Here is an 18,235-nt window from a genome sequence, read left to right as displayed (position 1 = left end):
CATCGAGATGGGTGAATTCCGTCAAAACCGGGTCACCTCCACCACAGCCCCGGCGGGCACCTCGGTCACATCCTCAGGTACGACGATCAGCGCGTTGGCCGAGGCCAGCGCGGCCAGCTGGTGCGAGCCCTGCCCGCGCACGGGTGAGACGGTGCCGTCGGACGACAGCACACCACGCAGGTACGACCGCCGCCCCGATGGTGACCGCAACGGCCCGGTGACCCGGGCGGAGACCTTCTCCGGTGGGTCCACGGGCAGCCCGCGCATCTTCAGCAGCGCCGGCCGTACGAAGAGCAGGAAAGAGACGAACGACGAGACCGGATTGCCGGGCAGCGCGAAGATCGGCACCTGGTCGTGGCCCACGACGCCGAAGCCCTGCGGCATGCCGGGCTGCATCGCGACCTTCTCGAAGTTGACCGTGCCGAGCGGGGTGAGCGCCTCTTTGACCGGTTCGTACGCACCCATCGATACGCCGCCGCTGGTCACGATCGCGTCGGCGCGGATGAGCTGCGCGTCGAGCTGGTCGAGGAAGGCGGCCGGGTCGTCGCCGACGGTGGTCGCGCGGAAACCCTCGGCGCCGGACTCGCGTACGGCGGCGGTCAGTGTCACGCTATTGGAGTCCCAGATCTGGCCGGGCCCCAGGGGCATGCCGGGTTCGACCAGTTCGGCACCGGTCGACAGGACCACGACGCGAGGGCGCGGCCGTACCATGACGCGGCGACGGCCTACCCCGGCGATGATGCCGAGCTGCGCGGGCCCGATCACCGTGCCCGGTTTGAGGACGACTTCACCGGCTTGTACGTCCTCGCCCGCCCGGCGGATGGCGTTGCCGAGCGTGGGGGCGCGGTCGATCGTGACGGAGACCGTTCCGCCGTCCGTCCATTCCACCGGCACGACGGCGTCGGCGCCGGCGGGCAGTGGCGCCCCCGTCATGATGCGGACGGCATGCCCGGGACCGACCGCCCGCAGCTCGCTCGACCCGGCGGCCACGTCGTCGATCACCGGGAGGGTGACCGGGGCATCCGCGACATCCTGGGCACGTACCGCGTAGCCATCCATGGCCGAGTTGTCGAACGGCGGCAGCGGTACCGGTGCGGAGACCTCCTCGGCCAGCGTCGCGCCCAGAGCCTGTTCCAGGTCGAGTTCGAGTGGCGCCAGTGGACGCACGGTGGCCAGGATCTCGGCCAGGTGGGCGTCAACTGATTTCATCGAGGAACTCCCGCAACCACGGCACGAACTCGGGCGCCAGGTCGGGCCGATCGGCCGCGAACTTCACGACCGTACGTAGATAGTCGAGTTTGTCGCCGGTGTCATAGCGGCGGCCGCGGAACAGCACGCCGTGGACCGGCCCGCCCTCCTCGGTGCCGCGCGCGGCCAGCGTGCGAAGCGCGTCGGTGAGCTGGATCTCGTTGCCGCGGCCCGGCGGGGTGTTCTCGAGCACCTCGAAGACCGCCGGGTCGATCACGTAACGCCCGATGATCGCCCAGTTGGAGGGCGCTTCCTCCACCGGCGGCTTCTCGACGAGGTCGGTCACCCGTACAACGTCCTCCTCGGAGGTGGCCTCGATCGTGGCCACGCCGTACAGCGAGACCTGCTCCTTGGGCACCTCCATCAGTGCGATCACGCTGCCACCGTAGGTGTTGCGCACCTGGATCATGCGGTCGAGCAGCTTGTCGCGGTGGTCGATGAGGTCGTCACCGAGCAGGCAGGCGAACGGGTTGTCGCCGACGTGCTGTTTGGCGCAGAGGACCGCGTGGCCGAGCCCTTTCGGCTCGCCCTGGCGTACGTAGTGCAGGGTCGCCAGGGAGGCCGGCTCGCGGACCTGGGACAACCGATGCTCGTCGCCCTTGGCCTCCAGCACCTCCTCCAGCTCGAACGCCCGGTCGAAGTGGTCCTCGATCGACCGCTTGCTCTTGCCGGTGACCATGAGGAGATCGAGGAGCCCGGCGGAGGCCGCCTCCTCAACGACATACTGGATCGCGGGCTTGTCGACGATGGGCAACATCTCCTTGGGTGTCGCCTTCGTCGCTGGTAGGAATCGGGTGCCCAGACCTGCGGCGGGCACGACGGCTTTCGTCACAGGGTCGAAGTCAGCCATGAGTAGACCCTAGTGGAGGTATCTGTGGACAAGATGAAACTGCGCCGCGAGCTGCTCTCAGCGCGTAGCTTCCTCTCCCCGGAGCAGTTGCGGATAAACGCCTCGAAGGTCCGCGAAACACTGCTCGATCAGCCGTGGGTGCAGATGGCCGGGCTAGTGGCGTGCTACTGGTCCGTCGGCTCCGAGCCAGGGACGCATGGGCTGGTGTTCGCGCTGTGGAAGCACGGCGCGACCGTGATGCTGCCCGTGCTGCGGGAGGACAATGACCTCGACTGGGCGGTTTATGACGGTCCTGACACGCTCGCGCCCGGCCGCTTCGGAATCATGGAGCCGGTCGACACCCGGCGCGGCGTCGACGCGGTCCGCACGGCCGCCCTCGTGATCGTCCCCGCTCTCGCCGTGGACAGGCACTCGGGGGTACGGCTCGGCCGTGGCGGCGGCTCGTACGACCGCGCCCTGTCCAGAGTGGGGCCGAACGTCCCGACTGTCGCCCTGCTCCATGACGGCGAGCTGATCGACGACGTGCCGGCCGAGCCGCACGATCAGCAGGTCCGTTGGGCGATCACACCCAGCGGACTCACTAGGCTTATGTGAAGGAAACACACAGGAGGGGGCCAGATGACGCTAGATGTCTGGCTTCTCCTTGGTGCCGCGATCGTCATCGCGGCCATCGCCTCCGTCCGCATCGCGCATCGCAGCGGCCTGCCCAGCCTCCTGCTCTTCCTCGGCCTGGGCCTGGTCCTGGGCGAGGCCGGGTTCGGCATCCCGTTCGACAATCCGGAGCTGGCCCAGCAGATCGGCCTGAGCGCGCTGGCGGTGATCCTGGCCGAGGGTGGTCTGACCACGAGCTGGAGCCACGTGCGCCGCTCGGTGCCGCTGGCCCTGATCCTGGCCACCCTGGGGGTGGCGGTCAGCATCCTGGTGGTGGCGGTGGCCGTACAGGGGCTGCTGGGGTTCGGCCTGAACTCCGCGCTGATCCTCGGCGCGGTGCTGGCCTCCACCGACGCGGCCGCCGTGTTCTCGGTGCTGCGGCGGCTGCCGCTGCCGCCGCGCCTGGCCGGCGTGCTGGAGGCGGAGTCGGGCTTTAACGACGCGCCCACGGTGATCGCGGTGGTGCTGCTGAGCGCCGCCACTCACTCGCCGCCGTCGCTCGACTCGTTCCTGTTGCAGACCGGGATCGAGTTGGTCATCGGCGCGGCGGTCGGCCTCGCCATCGGGCCCGCCGGCGCCTACACCCTGCGCCGCGTCGCCCTGCCCGCCTCGGGCCTCTACCCGATCGCCGTCCTGGCGCTGACCTTCGTCTCGTACGGCGGAGCGGTGCTGCTGCACGGCTCGGGCTTCCTGGCCGTCTACCTGACGGCGCTGATCCTGGGCAACTCGCGGCTGCCGCACCGGGCGGCGACCAGGGGGTTCGCGGAAGGGGCCGCCTGGCTGGCGCAGATCGGGCTGTTCGTGATGCTCGGGCTGCTGGCCGACCCGAAGGAGATGCCGTCGGCGATCGTTCAGGGCCTCATCGCGGGAACGGTCCTGGTGCTCCTGGCCAGGCCACTGTCCGTGATGGTCAGCGCGCTGGCGGCCCGGCTGCTGCGCCTCGGCCGGACGAACTGGCGCGAACAGGCGTTCCTGTCATGGGCCGGCCTGCGCGGAGCCGTCCCCATCGTCCTGGCGACCATCCCCTGGGCGGCCGGCGTCGCGGGCTCGAAGGACATCTTCAACGAGGTCTTCGTGATCGTGATGGTGTTCACGCTGGTGCAGGGGCCGACGCTGCCGTGGGTGGCCAGGATCCTCGGCGTGGCCGCCCCCGGAGAGGCGCACGACCTGGAGGTGGAGTCGGCGCCGCTGGAGGAGCTGAAGGCCGACCTGCTGCAGATCAAGGTGCCGCCCGGCTCCCAGCTGCACGGCGTCGAGATCTTCGAGCTGCGCCTGCCGGCCGGGGCCGCCGTCACGCTCATCGTCCGCGACGGCAAATCGTTCGTGCCCTCGGCCACCACCCGGGTCCGGGCGGACGACCAGCTGCTCGTGGTCGCCACCGCGGCCTGCCGCGACGAGGTCGAGAGCCGCATGCGCGCCGTCAGCCGCCGGGGCAAGCTGGCCGGATGGTACGGAGAACGCGGTTCGGAATAGTCGTTTGACCTAATCGGTTACCATTAGCAGTCGCATCGCTCGAGTGCCAGAACTTGAAGGAGGAGCGCGTGCCGACCTACCAGTACGCCTGCAACGACTGCGGTGAGCAGCTCGAAGTCGTTCAGAAGTTTACCGACGATGCGCTGACGGTCTGCCCGGCCTGCGAGGGGAACCTGCGCAAGGTGTTCTCCGCCGTCGGGATCGTGTTCAAGGGATCGGGCTTCTACCGTACGGACAACCGGGCCAGTTCGACTGGTTCGTCCACCTCCTCCTCTTCGTCCTCCTCCAACGGGAAGTCGAGCGAGAGCAAGCCCGCCGAGTCCAAGCCGGCCGAGTCGAAGTCCACCACGACTCCGGCCCCCGCGGCCGCTTCCGCCACCTCCTAGCGCCCTTTACGCTCGCTCTCAGCGCTCACGCTCAGGCCCTACGCTGCGCCCTTACGCGGGCTCGTCTGGCGTGGGCAATCGGCGTTGACGCCGAGCAGGGCGGGGGCGACTCGTTCGACGAGTTGCTCCAGCTGGGGGTGCGCGCCCCAGTCCGCGACGAGTCTGCTCAATCCCTCACTCGAGCAGCGCAGCAGCCTCAGCGCGGCCCGCTGGCCGTCTTCTGTGAGCCGTAGCGAGTCGCCGTCCGGCGATCGTTCGACAAGGCCGTCCGTTATCAGCTGGTTGGCATAGGGACGGCCTTGTTCGCGGCTGACGTTCGCACGCGCCGCAAGGTCCGCGGCCTTGACCCAGCCCTCACCGCCGAGCCTGGCCACAATCCAGACGCCCTGTGGTGGCACGCCGGTCAAACCGGCCAAGTCGCCCAGCCGTTCGTAGAAGCCCCTGCGCAGGTTGGCGTCCGCCAGGCGTACGAGACCTCGCTCGACCTCGGCCAGCGACGACCGCTCCGCCGACGTGGCGCCCAGCCCCTCGCCCAGGTCGGTCGCCTTGGTCGTCTCCCTGAGGCGTTGCTGCGGAATCAGCCAGCTGAGCAGGAAGGCGACGAACATCACCGGCGCCGCCACCCGGAACACGGCGGCAATCGCGTCGGCGTAGACGTGCAAGAACTCCGCGACAAGGTCGCCGGGCAGCCGCTGAATGGTGGTGGGATCCTGCTGAACCTGCGCCGGATCGAAGCCCGGCGGCAGTCTGGTCCTGGCCAGCAGCCCGCGCAGATCGGCGTCGAGCCGGGCGGTGAAGACCGCGCCGAGCGTGGCGACGCCGAACGAGCCGCCGATCATCCGGAAGAACGTCGCCCCCGACGTGGCCACGCCGAGATCCTTGAAGTCGACCGCGTTCTGCACGATGATCACCAGCACCTGCATGGTCATCCCCAGCCCCACACCCAGGACCAGCAGATATAGACCCAGCCCCGTCAGGCTCGTGTGCTCGGTCACCATGGACAGCAGGAACATCCCGACCGTCGCCACCCCCGTGCCCGCGATAGGCAGGAAGCGGTATTTGCCGGTCCTGGCGATGATCTGACCGCTCACGATGGACATCGTGAACATCCCCGCCATCATCGGTAGCAGATAGACCCCGGACAGCGTCGCGGTGACTCCGTGAACCACCTGCAGATAGAGCGGAAGGTACGCGAGCGCGCCGAACATCCCGAACCCCACCACGAACCCGACGAACGCCGTCATCGAGAACGCCCTGACCTTGAACAGCCCGAGCGGCAGAACCGGCTCGGCCGCCCGCCGCTCGGCGAGCGCCCACCCGGCGAGCAGGGCGACGGCCGCGACCGTGAGTCCGATGACCATCGGACTCACGGTGGCACCCGAGGTGGCGATCAGGACCAGACAGGACGTGGCGCCACCGAGCAGCACAACGCCCACATAGTCAATCTTGTGTTTGGTCCGCGTCTGATCCCCCGGCAGCGCCGTGGCGATCACGAACAGCGCGACCGCCCCGATGGGCAGGTTGATGTAGAACACCCAGTGCCAGCTGAGATGGTCGACGAACAGGCCGCCGAGCAACGGCCCCACGATGCTGGACACCGCGAAGACCCCGCCGAAGAACCCCTGGTATTTCCCCCTGTCGCGGGGTGACACGACGTCGCCGACGATCGCCTGGGCCAGCACCATGAGCCCGCCGCCGCCCAGGCCCTGGATCGAGCGGAAGAAGATGAGCTCGCTCATGTTCTGGCTCAGGCCGCAGAGCGCCGAGCCGACGAGAAAGATGACGATCGCCGCGACGAACAGCCTCTTACGGCCGTACTGGTCACCCAGCTTGCCCCACAGCGGCGTGGAGACCGTCGAGGCCAGCAGGTAGGCCGTCACCACCCACGACAGCTGCTCCAGGCCACCGAGGTCGCTCACGATCGTCGGCAGGGCGGTCGACACGATCGTCTGGTCGAGCGCCGCGAGCAGCAGACCGAGCATGAGCGCGACGATGATGAGGACGAGGCCCTTTTGCCGCATGCGAAGATACTACTCTTCGCACTTGTGTGCTAACGCAGTGAAGTAAGTTATCCACAGAACGCCATTCAGCCCCTGCTCCCCCTCCACCAATGCCGCTAATCTCGGCGCCATGCTCACTCGTGCAGACATCGGCGTCATCGGCGGCTCGGGCTTCTACTCCCTGCTCGACGACGCGGAAGAGATAGAGGTCGCCACCCCCTACGGCCCGCCCAGCGACGTGGTCACGGTCGGGCGGATCGGCTCACGCTCCGTGGCGTTCATCCCCAGACACGGGCGGGATCACCGCTTTCCGCCTCATCGCATCCCCTACCGGGCCAACCTCTGGGCGCTGCGCTCACTCGGCGTCCGCCAGGTGCTCGCGCCCAGCGCCGTGGGCTCGCTCCAGGTCGAGCACGGGCCGGGCGCGATAGTGATCCCCGATCAGCTCATCGACCGTACGTCAGGACGGGTCCAGACCTTCTACGACATCGACGGCGCGGTGCACGTGTCCTTCGCCGACCCCTACTGCCCATCGGGCCGCTCCGTGGCCGTGACGGCCGCTCGGGCGGGCGGCTGGGCCACGGTAGACGGCGGCACCCTGGTGGTGATCGAGGGCCCGCGCTTCTCGACCCGGGCGGAGTCGCGCTGGTTCGCGGGCAACGGGTGGACGATCGTCGGCATGACCGGCTTCCCAGAGGCGATTCTGGCCCGCGAACTGGCGCTCTGCTACACGTCCCTGTCGCTGGTGACGGATCACGACGCCGGGGTCGAGGCCGGCGAAGGCGTGACCCATGAGCAGGTGATGGAGTTCTTCGCCCGGAATGTGACACGCATGCGGACCCTGGTGTCCGAGGCCGTGCAGGCGCTGCCGAGTGAGCGATCGTGCCCGTGCGGCTCGGCGTTGGACGGCATCAAGCTGCCGTTCGAACTGCCGTGAGTAGAAGCCCTGCGGGCGGCTGGCCGGGGCTCGCCCGCCCCGGTTCGGCGGGGCAGCCCGAACGGCTCGGTGGGCTCGCGCGTGCCGGTTCGGCAGGGCGGCCTGAACGGGCCGGAGGGCTCGCACGTGCCGGTTCGGCGGGGCAGCCCGAACGGGCCGGAGGGCTCGCGCGGCCCGGTTCGGCAGGGCAGCCTGAACGGCTCAGCCGGCTCGGCGGGCCTGGGCGGCTCGGCGGGCTCGGGCGCTTTGCGCGGGTTGGGCGCCTTGCGCGGGTTGGGCGTCGTCGTCGGCGGCTCGTCGCGGCAATGGCAGCTGGCATCGGCGTCCTTTCCACATATATCGCCCTACGCCCTACTCACGCCCCCTCCGTACTGGTGGCAACCCATGACCTCTCCCCTGGCATCCTCAAACCGGGCGACCTCCGCCCGGCCGCCCTCAACCCACCCCCGTCCGGCGCCATCCGCTCGGGCGCCGTCGGCCGCGTGCTGGCCGGGGCCATGCGCCGCGGCGAGCCCCTCACCGACGTACGCCTGCTCCACTCACTCCCGCTGCCACCCGGCACCGTGGCCGCGCCGGTGCGCATCGCGGACGCCGACACGGCCCAGCTGATCACCCCAGGCTCGACGATCGGCGTCCTGGCGGCGTGGGAGGGTCAGTCGGCCCAACTGGTCGCCGATGACGTCACCGTCGTAACCATCCCCAAGGCCGAGGACGACCACGGCGCTCTGGTCGTGCTGGCCACCACCCCGTCACAAGCAAGCCAGCTGGCCGCCGCTCAGGCAGGCGGCCGCCTGTCCATCACCATCAAGCCCCACCCGTAGCAACCGTCACCGACTGCGCCGAAGTGGACATCGCCTAGAGAACGCCGATTACAGAACTTCGCTTAGAGAACCGAATCCTTCTTGGGGTCGTACTCCCAATGCCACGGCTCGAACGGGCTGCTGTAGGCCCAGGACGGATGGAACCACCCATACTTCTTGGAGTTGTTCTCCATCCAGACGAACTCCACCGACCGGAACGTCTGCACCCCACCACACAGGTCAACCGCCAGCCCCAGCCCGTGGTTGCTCCGCCCCGGCACCGCCGCGAACCCCGGCCGCCGATAGTAAACCGACTGCTGCTCAGCAAGGCTGCGGTACGCGTCAGTCACACACATCTGCTTACCGAACCGCTTCCGATAGGCCTCATTCAAACTGACGAAGGCGATCGTCGCATCAGCTCTGAGGCTCTGCCCCTTCTGCTGCAACGGACACAACATCGACTTCGGGATCAACCCATTCGGATAGGAGTTGGCCGTCGCCGCCCGCAACGGATTGCACCCCAGCGCCGCCCGCCCGACCTTGTCGACCTTGATGCCCATCTTCACCAGCGCCGCGGTCAACGACTTCACGATCTTGTCCGACCGCTGCCTGAGCGTGTCGATCTCCACCGCCATCTGCGCCTCGGCCAGCAGATTCGACGCCCGCAGCTCCTGCGCCTCCCCGGCCAGCCGCTCCGTCTCCTTGTAGAGCGTGCTGGTCTGCTCAACCACCTGCTGCCGATTCGCCACGATTTGAGAGGTGTTGGTCATGGCCCGCAACGTATCCGCGTTAGCGTCACCGGACAGGAACGGCGCAATCCCATCACCCCCGATGGGCTGCTCGTAGAGCAACTCCGCCATCTGCGCCACCGGCTGCCGGATCACGGCCAGCTTCCGCTCCGCCTCCTGCAGCGTGTTGAGCGTGCCCGTCAGCTTCTTCTCGGAGGCAGCGATGTCGCTACGACGCTTCTCCAGCGCCTTGGTCGCGTCCTCAAGCTCCTTGGCGGACTTCTCGGCCTCCTTGCGAAGCTCGGTAAGGTTCGCCGGATCCCGCCGTTCGGCGTACGCGGGCGCGGCCACAGGCACCACGACCAGGGAAGTCATGGCCATGACAACCGCGATCAGACCCGCTGACCGAGGGGATGGCACCGTCGACTCCTCCGTTTGCAACTCTGTTACCTGGGTCCGGCACGCACGTTACTACAGCCCCCCGAGTGCCCGGACCGAACTCCGAAGAGCTGTTATGACCGCGAAAGAACCACTTTGTACGTCCAACTGCCTTCCCGGCGGCCTTCATGGGCTTGTCGTCCCAGGTAGGACGGGTACATCACGGACAGATCCGCCCACGTATGCGGCCGGTGCATCCTCACGGGCATATGACTCAGTGGGGCATGTGTTGACCCTGGGGTTGGCGCGGCGGTCAGATGTGGCATCCATCGGGTTGGGCGGCGAGGCAGGCGACTGCCGCACTACTCACGGTCAGATCAACCCGCACTCGGCACTCGGTGTCACGGGCAAGACTCGGTTTCGCGGCAAGACTCGGTTTCGCGGCAAGACTCGGTTTCGCGGGCAAGCGGAGCCATACACAGTCAGACGAGGCTCGCGAACGCATCAAGCAGGCCACCACCACTCCCAAGCATCCACCTCCCCGCCTTCACTTCCGCCTTCACTTCCACCCTCGCTTCCTCCTTCGGTGACCTCCCGCTTGGGGCCGGTCATCTCCGGCTCGACCCCAGCCACATCCCGGGTGGGCCGGGCGGCCTCCCGCTTGAGCCCAGCCATCTCCCGTGTGGGCCCGGTCATCTCCCGCTTGAGCCCGGCGGCCTCCCGCTTGGGCCGCCGCTCATGCTCCCGACACGACTTCCAAAGCCACGTATCCACCCATTCCCCCGCGCAGGCCGGCTCCGTACGCACAGGCTCAGCCGTAGTACCCCGTTCCACGACGACAGGCACAGGAGGAGGCGCCACCCCCTCCGCCTCGCCCTCCTGCAACTTCGGAGCAGCATCGCGCACAACCGCCGGCACCACCCCCTCGTACCACCGATCGGGCCGAGCAGGCGCAGGCATCAAAACCGGCTCAAACCCCACCCACCCTCCAACCCCAGCCCGCATCCCCCGCTGCGCCGCCGCCCTCTCATAGCCGGTGAGCTCCCCCGCCAACAACCCCCCAGCAAGGATCCCCGGCGCCAACACAGCCGCAATCAACACGACAGGCCGCCTACGCACCTGACTACGTCGCCTTCTGGTCACGGACCCGACGCTATCGACGCGGGATGCGCAACAATCTGATCGCTTGCCATGCCTTTACTGCAGCTCAGAGCACCCATGACCCACCCCGCCAAACTCACCGCCGCCCCGCGTCCCACACACTGCCGTAGTTTCGCTAGGCTTACGGGGTCCGCCTCCGTAGCTCAGGGGATAGAGCACCGCTCTCCTAAAGCGGGTGCCGCAGGTTCGAATCCTGCCGGGGGCACCACTATTGATCAGCAGTAGAGCGCCCTTGCCAGCAGGAACGCCAGTCAAGGGCTTCTTGATGTGTCCGGGGCTGTACGGCTGTAGCTGATCGTTAGCGGGTGATCGTGCCAAATACGTGCGCACAGTCCGGGCAGGGCCGCGGGCATGCACCACACGCTCGCTTAGCGCCTTTCACCGACCGACTCGCGATGACCGACAACAGCCACTGCCTTCGCGTCCCGTCGGCATGCCCTACCTTCGAATGCGAGCACCTCATGGCAATGTCCACAATGTCCGATTCTGTGAAAGTGCTCGAAAATGACTCCTGCGGTCGCTAACTACGCAGGTCGTGGAGTGTGCCCCCCGCGCACGCGGGGATGGTCCCGGCGCTTCAAGGTCGATGACCAGGATCGGGTCGTGCTCCCCGCGCACGCGGGGATGGTCCCCCGAGTTTCTGGGAGAAGTACTGGCAGCACCCGTGCTCCCCGCGCACGCGGGGATGGTCCCGGGGATTAGGACTGTCAAATATCTGTGGTACGGCGCTCCCCGCGCACGCGGGGATGGTCCCACGTACCGGTAGAGGCTGGAGCCCTTGTCCGGGTGCTCCCCGCGCACGCGGGGATGGTCCCTCACGACCTCCGGCCGGGCCGGGCTCCATCCGGTGCTTCCCCGCGCACGCGGGGATGGTCCGTACTTGATCCGGTTGATGTCATCCCGGGGCAGGTGCTCCCCGCGCATGCGGGGATGGTCCCTTCGCGATCGTCTACGGGGCCGGACCCCAGAAGTCCTCCCTGCGCACGCGGGGATGGTCCCTCGGACTCCTGGAGCGTGGTCGCGATGCCGATGTGCTCCCCGCGCACGCGGGGATGGTCCCAGCTCACGCGTCGTGCCGGCCAGCACCGCCGGGTGCTCCCCGCGTACGCGGGGATGGTCCCGTGATCGGCATCCTTAAGGGCGTCTTCACGGCGTGCTCCCCGCGCACGCGGGGATGGTCCCTCCTGGTAATGCTGATGCCATGGAATCGATCGGTGCTCCCCGCACATGCGGGGGTGGTCCCACGATCCACGCCTCAGCCTGTCGGAGGCAGAGGTGCGCCCCGCACACGCGGGGATGGTCCCGCACTGACCAGGCAGTCCGCCGCGTTGGTCTTGTGCTCCCCGCGCACGCGGGGATGGTCCTTCCTGAGGGCCCATCCGAGATAAGCCGGGCTGCGCTCCCCGTGCACGCAGGGATGGCCCGCCCGGGTCGGCGTCCCTCCCGAGGATAGAAAGACACCTTTCAACGCCGACCTCATCATTACTCCAGCGCCTCGGAGATTCGGCGCTTGGCGGCCTCGTCCTGCCCCACGATGCACTTGGCGTAAATCCGCAAGAGCACCTCTACGCTGTGCCCCGCCCATTCGGCCACCTGGGGCGCTGAAACTCCAGCGTTCAGCCAGGTAGAGACACAGGCATGACGGAGATCGTACGGCCTGGCGGCCAGAGGCGAGGCGAACTCCTTTGCCGTCAGCGCCGTCCTTCGCGCGGCCTTCCAGGCGCGTCGGTATGTGATGAACGGCAACTCTCCGCCCCTCACGCCATAGAAGAGGCGTCCGCCCATTCCGTCGCCGAACTCGGCGAGATGGGCACGCAGGATGCGAACCAGCGGCGGAGGGATCGTCGCGGTACGGCCGTGCCCTTCAGCGCGATGCTTCAGCGCACGTTCCTCGCGGGCGGCGCCAGAGTCGGTCCACTCCCGGCCGGAGTAAGGCGCAGCCCTGAGCAGGTGCAACTCTCCCCAGGCAGCCACAGGCTCCTCCATCTCTCCCGAACCCGCACTCTGGATAAGAGACGGGAGGGTGATGTTGTCGCGGCGGAGGTTGATGGCTTCCTCCGGGCGCAGGGCGGCGTAGTACATGAGCGCGAAGAACGCGACGAGTCGCTCGCCACTCGGCTGCTGTGCCGCCACAGCGGCGAGCAACGCCTTCGCCTGCGTGTGGTTGACGACGCTTCGACGGTCTACCTCATAGGTGCCAGCTGGCGGCTTCCACTTCAGCGTCTTGAGCGGATTCTCCGGCAACAGCTTCAGTTCCGCGGCGTAGTCCAGGGCGTTGGACAGCAGCATCCGGTGTTTACGCACCGTGTTGGCTGCCGCACGCTGACCGTTCAGAAGAGAGGTGGCCGCGTCAAGAAGGTCACGGGCGAGTCCAGGATCATCGGTGAACGCGGAGACGGGCTTGGTATTGGCTTCGAGCCAGCGCAGCGCGCCAGCAGCGCCCTCGGGAGCCTGCTCCCGTTGTTTCGTGTTGCAAGCCCACCGGTGCATCGCGGTGCGCAGGGCGCGGTCCTCTGGCTTGCCTCGCGTCGTGCTGTACATGGCCGGCGTGGCAGCGGTAAGCGCCCGGGCGAGGTCCTAGCGGTACTCGTGCAGCTGTTCTTGGATGCCTGGAAAGACTCCATAATCAGGGGCTTCTTTGCGTGTCCAGTGCCGTCCGGCTGTAGCTGATCGTTAGCGATTGACCGTGCCAAATGCGTGCGCACAGTGCTTCACTCTTCCTCAACCCTGTATCGACCCGCGACGCCATGACCGACCACACAGAAGACCGTCTCACCTTCAAATGCCCTCCCCAGGAAGTCGACGGCAACATGTCCGAAGCATTCGTTTCGGTGAAAGTGCTCGAAAATGGCCTCCGGCGCCGCTAAGTGCGCAGGTCACTCAGGGTGCTCCCCGCGCACGCGGGGATGGTCCTCCGTTCATGCCGCGGCAGGAGTTCGTCGAGTCGTGCTCCCCGCGCACGCGGGGATGGTCCCTCGTCAACGTAGGGGGCGAAGTCCGGGCCGTGGTGCTCCCCGCGCACGCGGGGATGGTCCCTGGGCGATACCGATTGCCGAGGAACTCCAGCGGTGCTCCCCGCGCGCGCGGGGATGGTCCCGTGAGGCGCTGGACAAGGTGGCATGGCCGGAGGTGCTCCCCGCGTACGCGGGGATGGTCCCGACCACATGATCACCCTGATAGGCCAGTACGCGTGCTCCCCGCGCACGCGGGGATGTGGTCCCCAAAGCGCGCTGTTTCGAGCGGCGTACCCCTGAGGACGATCCGGTGTGCCTGAAGTACTTCAACGAGGCCGAGCTGGCGGCGGAGTTCGCGCACTGCTTCCGCGACCTCGGACATCATCATCGAGCGCGTGAGCGGGTGCTGGAGAGCGTGGAGTTGTCGGAGGCCCTGTACGTGCGCAGTCTGTCCTCCGTACGGACCATCCTGGCCACCAATCACGTGGCTGGCGGCGATCTGGAGCAGGGCATCGCGATAGTGCGCGAGGTGGTCGCCACGGTGGCCGACCTGCGATCGGCACGCACCCGGCGCTACGTCCGAGAATTCGTCAACCAGCTCGCGAGATACGGCAACGATCCGCTGGTGCGGGATTTTCGGACCTTCGGCGAGACCCGGCTCGCCCGAGCCCGCTCGGAGGCCGGCGGGACGCGGTAGCCGTTAAGAACGGCCTACAGGCGCATCGCAGCTTTCCAGAAGCGGTAGCCGCCCAGCCGACTTCGGGTCAGGATTGATGCACCGTCTGGGCGCCAATGGAGGTACTGCATGCGCGCGGCATATTGCCCCTTAGCGATCTTCCTTCTGGCCATGGTCTCCTGCTCGTCAGCACCATCCCTTGATGATGCGGCGACCGAGTTGCAGAAGGACACCCATGCACTGGAGACAGACGACGTTTTCAAGAATCCGCTTGCGAAGCTGCACATCGTCACCAGGCCGGACACCGATATCTCCTGCGGAGAAGGTCGCTTCAAACGAGTTCTCACGGCAACGGCGGACTACACACGCGCCAACGAACCAGTTGACAATTATCTGGACCGAGCTCAGCGCCTGATGGAGGACACTCTGCGGCTGCCTCGCTTCGGCTATGACGTGACGTTCGATCCCGCACAAGTGGACCGGCTTACAGATCGGACCATCCACGGAACGAAGGAGGCGCTTGGCATCACCGTGACAGTGGAGGTACAACAAGGGCCGCCGACCTGGCGCTTGCGGGCTGAATCTCGTTGCCTGACACGTTGAGTCGCAGACCTCAACTCCATTTCTCGATCGTGTCTTTGGTCAGGGTGTTGGTGGTGAATCTTGAGGCGGTTTCCGCCTTCCAGTCCAGCTTCTGGTTGGCGTCCGTCCAGTGCTCAAAGGCCGAGAGCTTGTCTCTCAGGACCTTCTCCGCGTCGCCACCTGCCGCATCCCGCTTGGCCTCTTTGAGGATCTCGTCGTAAGTCTTGAGATGGCCGGTCTCCTTGCTGACCAGCTCGTCAGGAGGGGGCGTGGAGGGGAAGCCGCCCTCGTGAAGGAGACGTGCCATGTCGTACCTCTGGCGTACGACGTAATCGACACGCTCCGCATCGAGTTTCTCGACCCGAGTCTCGAAGCTGGCTACCCATCCGTCGAGCAACCTGCTGACGGCATAGGTCTTGGCCACGGTCCATCCCATGTCGATTGCCTGGCTGGCTACCGGAACCTTGTCGATGCCCAGAGCGGCGGTGTTCTTGACCATGTCGAGGACGAGCGCGTCGATGGCGTCGGCCTGCCCGCGTACCTTGGACGCCGCTTGGAATTCGATCCCGGCGAAATCGCCGAACATCATGGCAGCATTGTCGAAGTGGGTAGTCGCGTTCTTCCCATCAAGACCCGCTGTCGTCACGAGCGTGTCGTGGTAGAACCGGGCCACGGCCGAGTCGAACTCCTTGGTGAGGCGTTCGTCGCCGGTAAAGGTGCGCAGGAAGTTGAAGGTGTCTTTTGGGCTGAGGTAGAAACCGGGGGTGACGCCGGGGATATCGATCCACTCCGGTGGATGTCCCATTCCTGATGACCGGTCGATGGCCTTGTCGAAGCGGCCGCCTGTGGTCAGTTCGTGGATGTAGGACTGGGCGATCAGGCTCATCGAGTCCCGAGCGGCGCCGGGTAGCTTCTCTCGGTACGCGCTGGTGGCTTTGATCGCGTCGAGAGCGAAGGCGGGGGCGTCAGTTGAGTGTTTACCGGGTTGCTCTGTCTTCACCTCCGCGCCGGACGCTAGAACTCTGCCGAAGGCGTCGGCAACCTCCTCTTCGATGCCGGGGCCCTTTGCGTAGTTGATGAACAGCTGCATCTTCTCTGGCTGGGTGAGCTTGGACTGCGGAGTACCCATTGCGGCGAAGGTGGCCCGCACAGCCGCACCGTCGCCATCCAGTACTTCCAATCCGAGTGCTACGAGGTCCGACGGGATGCCCAGGGCCTGGGTCTGTGTATTGCTCCCAGCGCGGAAGCTTTGCTGCGGATTAGCCACGAAGGCGTCCAAGACCAGGGCGCGGGCTGCTGCGGTGCGGTACGCGGTGGGGGCGTTGGCGCCCTTGAGGAGGGCTAATCGGTTCCAGGCGGCGTTCTTGGTGGTGGGCTTCAGAAAGTCATTCTTGAACCGCTCAAAGGCCGGCACGCTCGCCGGGGCGCGTAGTGCGGCGCCGAGGGCCTTACTGAAGGCGGCGAGGTCTTGTTTGGCGGTCTTGCTGCCTGTGGCGACGATCAGGCTGGGCAGGGCGCCGCGTACGGCCGGAGAGAGCATGGCGAAGAAAGCGGCGGCGGCCTGCGGGTTGTTCGCCAGCTTGGCTATCTCATCAGCGTGTTCGTGGATCAGTTGCGCCTGGAGGTCGGCGGAGCCGTTGCCCACGATGCCCTGGCTGTACATGTTGGCCAGCCCGCGAGCGTCGTCGAAGGCGGCGAGTTGGTCGGGGAGCATCAGGAAGGCCGCGCCGGCCCCCTTGCCCAGCTCGCGGATCGTCTGGCTGCGGTAGGCGAGCATGGAGATTTGGCCTTCGCTCCACTTGGAGACATCGAGAATCTCTCGCAGAGATCCGGTACTGATGCCGTTTGCGCGGAAAAGCTGATCGAATTCATGATAGAAGTCGCCTAGGCGGTTTGTCGCGTTCTGCAAAGAACGCGACATTCCATCCATCGCGTCGGGATCGATGCCGCAGAATTCGTTGGCAGAGCTTGTCATTACGCGCGCCCGGCCATCTCGTGGCGGATGGCGTTCGCCATGGTCTCCGTGACCATGGGCGGGTGATGGCGCAACTCTTCTTCGACAGCGCTGGTCACTCGTTGCGCGATGCGGAGTAGCTGATGCTGGCGTTCCTGCAGGTCGGCGGACCACTTGCGGGCAGTAGGGCCGGTCCATACCGTGCCGGAGGACATGGCGTGGATGGCCGGAAGGTACGCCTGGCGTAGCTGGCGGGCCTCATCCTCGGCCTGGGCGAGCAACTGCTTCAGGCGTACGTGTCGCGGGTTGGGGACCATGACCTCAGCCACGAAGATCTCCCGGGTGTAATCCGAGAAATGCGGACTTAGTACATTAGACCGATTTTAAGGCATTCCGCAAGAGATCTGGCTTGAGGCATGCCATAAAGGAGGAGTGACGCTATTGCGAAACGGTATAGCCGCATGGAGGAAGGCTTCGGCCAGCAATCGACGGCGGGAGACTGGCTACTGTCATCGACTTTGGGACATCAGCCGTCGAACGCCCCGTCTGGGGTCCGGGAATCGGCTGGGCCAACGTCCTCAGGCGACAGCAGGGGGCCTTCCGTAGCGCTGTCGGCCAGGCCGCGCGGGCACGCACCACACGCTCGCCTAGAGCCCTTCATCGACCGATTCGCGATGCCCGACAATATCCAACGGCCTCCGCGTCCCGCCCCTATGCCCTACCTTCGAAAGCCAGTACATAACGGCGATGTCCATAATGTCCGATTCAGTGAAAGTGCTCGAAAATGGCACCTGCGACCGCTAACTATGCAGGTCGTGGAGTGTGCTCCCCGCGCACGCGGGGATGGTCCCGAGTCCGACGCCGACCGGCGCAGCGCGGAAACGTGCTCCCCGCGCACGCGGGGATGGTCCCGCCAGGGCAAAAAGGTGCAGTTCAGGCCCCGGTGCTCCCCGCGCACGCGGGGATGGTCCCAGGTCCGCCAGGCAATGCTTGGTGTGCAGCGGGTGCTCCCCGCGCACGCGGGGATGGTCCCTCGTGCATCCAGATCGAAACCCGGTCTGTGCTGTGCTGCCCGCGCACGCGGCGACGAGCGCGTGCCCCGTCGCGACGAAGCTTCCTAGCGCCCGCAACGGCGGCGACAACGCTCTTCCTCGATCCGGCTCTGGAGACCTACGGTCGGGTTGTGGATTCCGTCCATGGCCTGCCCAGTAGGCCGGGTCGCATCGGAAGGGGCGATAACCATTCTTGGCCGGAACTTCGACGCCCGCCGCGACATGGTGTTCATCGGCGCGGAGGCCCCCGAGATGACCTGGGAGGACGCCCGCGAGGAGCCGTTCGACCCGGGGCGGGCGACTGTGGAGCAGCAGCTATACGGGGCCTGTTGGGGGTAGCGGGCTCGGCCGTGGGCGTCGCCATCCCGCTGGCGACATCCCGTCAGGCAGAACCAGACGTCATTC

Annotated in this window: 15 protein-coding genes, 1 tRNA gene and 1 CRISPR repeat array; of the genes, 9 read left to right on the top strand and 7 right to left on the bottom strand. The window is 66.8% G+C overall.

The window, feature by feature from the left end; all coding sequences use genetic code 11:
* Window positions 1-21: 21 nt before the first annotated feature.
* Both glp and galU read right to left on the bottom strand, forming a co-directional pair.
* Window positions 22-1,209: a molybdotransferase-like divisome protein Glp gene (glp, locus tag ACQP2T_RS07115; RefSeq protein ID WP_433515397.1), complete on the bottom strand. Its 1,188-nt coding sequence runs from the start codon at window positions 1,207-1,209 to the stop codon at window positions 22-24.
* Window positions 1,196-2,098, bottom strand: a complete 903-nt coding sequence (galU, locus tag ACQP2T_RS07110) for a UTP--glucose-1-phosphate uridylyltransferase GalU (RefSeq protein WP_433515396.1) — start codon at window positions 2,096-2,098, stop codon at window positions 1,196-1,198. Before galU ends, glp begins: the two co-directional genes overlap by 14 nt.
* 33 nt (window positions 2,099-2,131) lie before the next feature.
* Here galU and ACQP2T_RS07105 point away from each other — a divergent pair, with 33 nt between their 5' ends.
* From ACQP2T_RS07105 to ACQP2T_RS07095, 3 genes are all read left to right on the top strand, one after another.
* On the top strand, window positions 2,132-2,692 hold the full coding sequence (locus ACQP2T_RS07105) for a 5-formyltetrahydrofolate cyclo-ligase (protein ID WP_393476318.1): 561 nt from the start codon (window positions 2,132-2,134) through the stop codon (window positions 2,690-2,692).
* Window positions 2,693-2,716: 24 nt separating this feature from the next.
* On the top strand, window positions 2,717-4,222 hold the full coding sequence (locus tag ACQP2T_RS07100) for a potassium/proton antiporter (protein WP_433515395.1): 1,506 nt from the start codon (window positions 2,717-2,719) through the stop codon (window positions 4,220-4,222).
* Between the two features lie 68 nt (window positions 4,223-4,290).
* A complete protein-coding gene (locus tag ACQP2T_RS07095) occupies window positions 4,291-4,608 on the top strand; it encodes an FmdB family zinc ribbon protein (protein ID WP_358542049.1) in 318 nt (105 codons plus the stop codon).
* A gap of 38 nt (window positions 4,609-4,646) precedes the next feature.
* Here ACQP2T_RS07095 and ACQP2T_RS07090 read toward each other — a convergent pair whose 3' ends face one another.
* Window positions 4,647-6,629: a DHA2 family efflux MFS transporter permease subunit gene (locus ACQP2T_RS07090; RefSeq protein ID WP_433515394.1), complete on the bottom strand. Its 1,983-nt coding sequence runs from the start codon at window positions 6,627-6,629 to the stop codon at window positions 4,647-4,649.
* Window positions 6,630-6,738: 109 nt separating this feature from the next.
* Here ACQP2T_RS07090 and ACQP2T_RS07085 point away from each other — a divergent pair, with 109 nt between their 5' ends.
* Both ACQP2T_RS07085 and ACQP2T_RS07080 read left to right on the top strand, forming a co-directional pair.
* The gene (locus ACQP2T_RS07085) at window positions 6,739-7,545 is read left to right on the top strand and encodes an S-methyl-5'-thioadenosine phosphorylase (protein WP_433515393.1); all 807 of its coding nucleotides are present in this window, start codon (window positions 6,739-6,741) and stop codon (window positions 7,543-7,545) included.
* Window positions 7,546-7,919: 374 nt separating this feature from the next.
* Window positions 7,920-8,366, top strand: coding sequence for a flagellar biosynthesis protein FlgA (locus ACQP2T_RS07080; protein ID WP_433515392.1), 447 nt, complete (start codon window positions 7,920-7,922; stop codon window positions 8,364-8,366).
* Between the two features lie 62 nt (window positions 8,367-8,428).
* On the opposite strand, the gene ACQP2T_RS07075 is transcribed toward ACQP2T_RS07080, so the two are convergent.
* Window positions 8,429-9,454 (bottom strand): D-alanyl-D-alanine carboxypeptidase family protein, encoded by a 1,026-nt coding sequence (locus tag ACQP2T_RS07075; RefSeq protein ID WP_433515391.1) that lies wholly within the window; start codon window positions 9,452-9,454, stop codon window positions 8,429-8,431.
* A 1,290-nt stretch (window positions 9,455-10,744) separates the two neighbouring features.
* On the opposite strand from ACQP2T_RS07075, the gene ACQP2T_RS07070 reads away from it, so the two are divergent.
* Window positions 10,745-10,820 (top strand) — tRNA-Arg (locus ACQP2T_RS07070).
* Between the two features lie 1,274 nt (window positions 10,821-12,094).
* On the opposite strand, the gene ACQP2T_RS07065 is transcribed toward ACQP2T_RS07070, so the two are convergent.
* Window positions 12,095-13,153, bottom strand: a complete 1,059-nt coding sequence (locus tag ACQP2T_RS07065) for a tyrosine-type recombinase/integrase (protein WP_433515390.1) — start codon at window positions 13,151-13,153, stop codon at window positions 12,095-12,097.
* A gap of 344 nt (window positions 13,154-13,497) precedes the next feature.
* A CRISPR array of direct repeats spans window positions 13,498-13,830; the repeat unit is 28 nt; unit sequence GTGCTCCCCGCGCACGCGGGGATGGTCC.
* A 46-nt stretch (window positions 13,831-13,876) separates the two neighbouring features.
* Here ACQP2T_RS07065 and ACQP2T_RS07060 point away from each other — a divergent pair.
* Entirely contained in the window at window positions 13,877-14,263 is a 387-nt protein-coding gene (locus ACQP2T_RS07060; RefSeq protein WP_433515389.1) for a hypothetical protein, read from the top strand.
* Between the two features lie 108 nt (window positions 14,264-14,371).
* Window positions 14,372-14,845 carry a hypothetical protein gene (locus tag ACQP2T_RS07055; RefSeq protein ID WP_433515388.1) on the top strand — a complete coding sequence of 158 codons (474 nt, stop codon included), beginning with the start codon at window positions 14,372-14,374 and terminating at the stop codon, window positions 14,843-14,845.
* Window positions 14,846-14,855: 10 nt separating this feature from the next.
* On the opposite strand, the gene ACQP2T_RS07050 is transcribed toward ACQP2T_RS07055, so the two are convergent.
* Both ACQP2T_RS07050 and ACQP2T_RS07045 read right to left on the bottom strand, forming a co-directional pair.
* Window positions 14,856-16,799: a hypothetical protein gene (locus ACQP2T_RS07050; protein ID WP_433515387.1), complete on the bottom strand. Its 1,944-nt coding sequence runs from the start codon at window positions 16,797-16,799 to the stop codon at window positions 14,856-14,858.
* The gene (locus ACQP2T_RS07045; protein ID WP_433515386.1) at window positions 16,799-17,107 is read right to left on the bottom strand and encodes a hypothetical protein; all 309 of its coding nucleotides are present in this window, start codon (window positions 17,105-17,107) and stop codon (window positions 16,799-16,801) included. Before ACQP2T_RS07045 ends, ACQP2T_RS07050 begins: the two co-directional genes overlap by 1 nt.
* Before the next feature lie 867 nt (window positions 17,108-17,974).
* Between ACQP2T_RS07045 and ACQP2T_RS07040 the strand changes: the two genes are divergently transcribed.
* Window positions 17,975-18,169: a hypothetical protein gene (locus ACQP2T_RS07040; RefSeq protein ID WP_433515385.1), complete on the top strand. Its 195-nt coding sequence runs from the start codon at window positions 17,975-17,977 to the stop codon at window positions 18,167-18,169.
* Window positions 18,170-18,235 lie beyond the last annotated feature (66 nt).

Source organism: Nonomuraea sp. CA-143628, assembly GCF_050942315.1.
Lineage (GTDB): Bacteria > Actinomycetota > Actinomycetes > Streptosporangiales > Streptosporangiaceae > Nonomuraea.
Note: the sequence above shows the minus strand (reverse complement) of the source record. Positions and strands in the feature narration are given on the sequence as shown.

What these genes read in the sequence shown, in the direction of transcription:
- ACQP2T_RS07085 (WP_433515393.1), top strand. Translation starts at nt 6,739, where the DNA reads ATGCTCACTCGTGCAGACATCGGCGTCATCGGCGGCTCGGGCTTCTAC.
- ACQP2T_RS07050 (WP_433515387.1), bottom strand. Translation starts at nt 16,799, where the DNA reads ATGACAAGCTCTGCCAACGAATTCTGCGGCATCGATCCCGACGCGATG.
- ACQP2T_RS07040 (WP_433515385.1), top strand. Translation starts at nt 17,975, where the DNA reads ATGGCCTGCCCAGTAGGCCGGGTCGCATCGGAAGGGGCGATAACCATT.
- glp (WP_433515397.1), bottom strand. Translation starts at nt 1,209, where the DNA reads ATGAAATCAGTTGACGCCCACCTGGCCGAGATCCTGGCCACCGTGCGT.
- ACQP2T_RS07065 (WP_433515390.1), bottom strand. Translation starts at nt 13,153, where the DNA reads ATGTACAGCACGACGCGAGGCAAGCCAGAGGACCGCGCCCTGCGCACC.
- ACQP2T_RS07090 (WP_433515394.1), bottom strand. Translation starts at nt 6,629, where the DNA reads ATGCGGCAAAAGGGCCTCGTCCTCATCATCGTCGCGCTCATGCTCGGT.
- ACQP2T_RS07100 (WP_433515395.1), top strand. Translation starts at nt 2,717, where the DNA reads ATGACGCTAGATGTCTGGCTTCTCCTTGGTGCCGCGATCGTCATCGCG.
- ACQP2T_RS07105 (WP_393476318.1), top strand. Translation starts at nt 2,132, where the DNA reads ATGAAACTGCGCCGCGAGCTGCTCTCAGCGCGTAGCTTCCTCTCCCCG.
- ACQP2T_RS07055 (WP_433515388.1), top strand. Translation starts at nt 14,372, where the DNA reads ATGCGCGCGGCATATTGCCCCTTAGCGATCTTCCTTCTGGCCATGGTC.
- galU (WP_433515396.1), bottom strand. Translation starts at nt 2,098, where the DNA reads ATGGCTGACTTCGACCCTGTGACGAAAGCCGTCGTGCCCGCCGCAGGT.
- ACQP2T_RS07075 (WP_433515391.1), bottom strand. Translation starts at nt 9,454, where the DNA reads ATGGCCATGACTTCCCTGGTCGTGGTGCCTGTGGCCGCGCCCGCGTAC.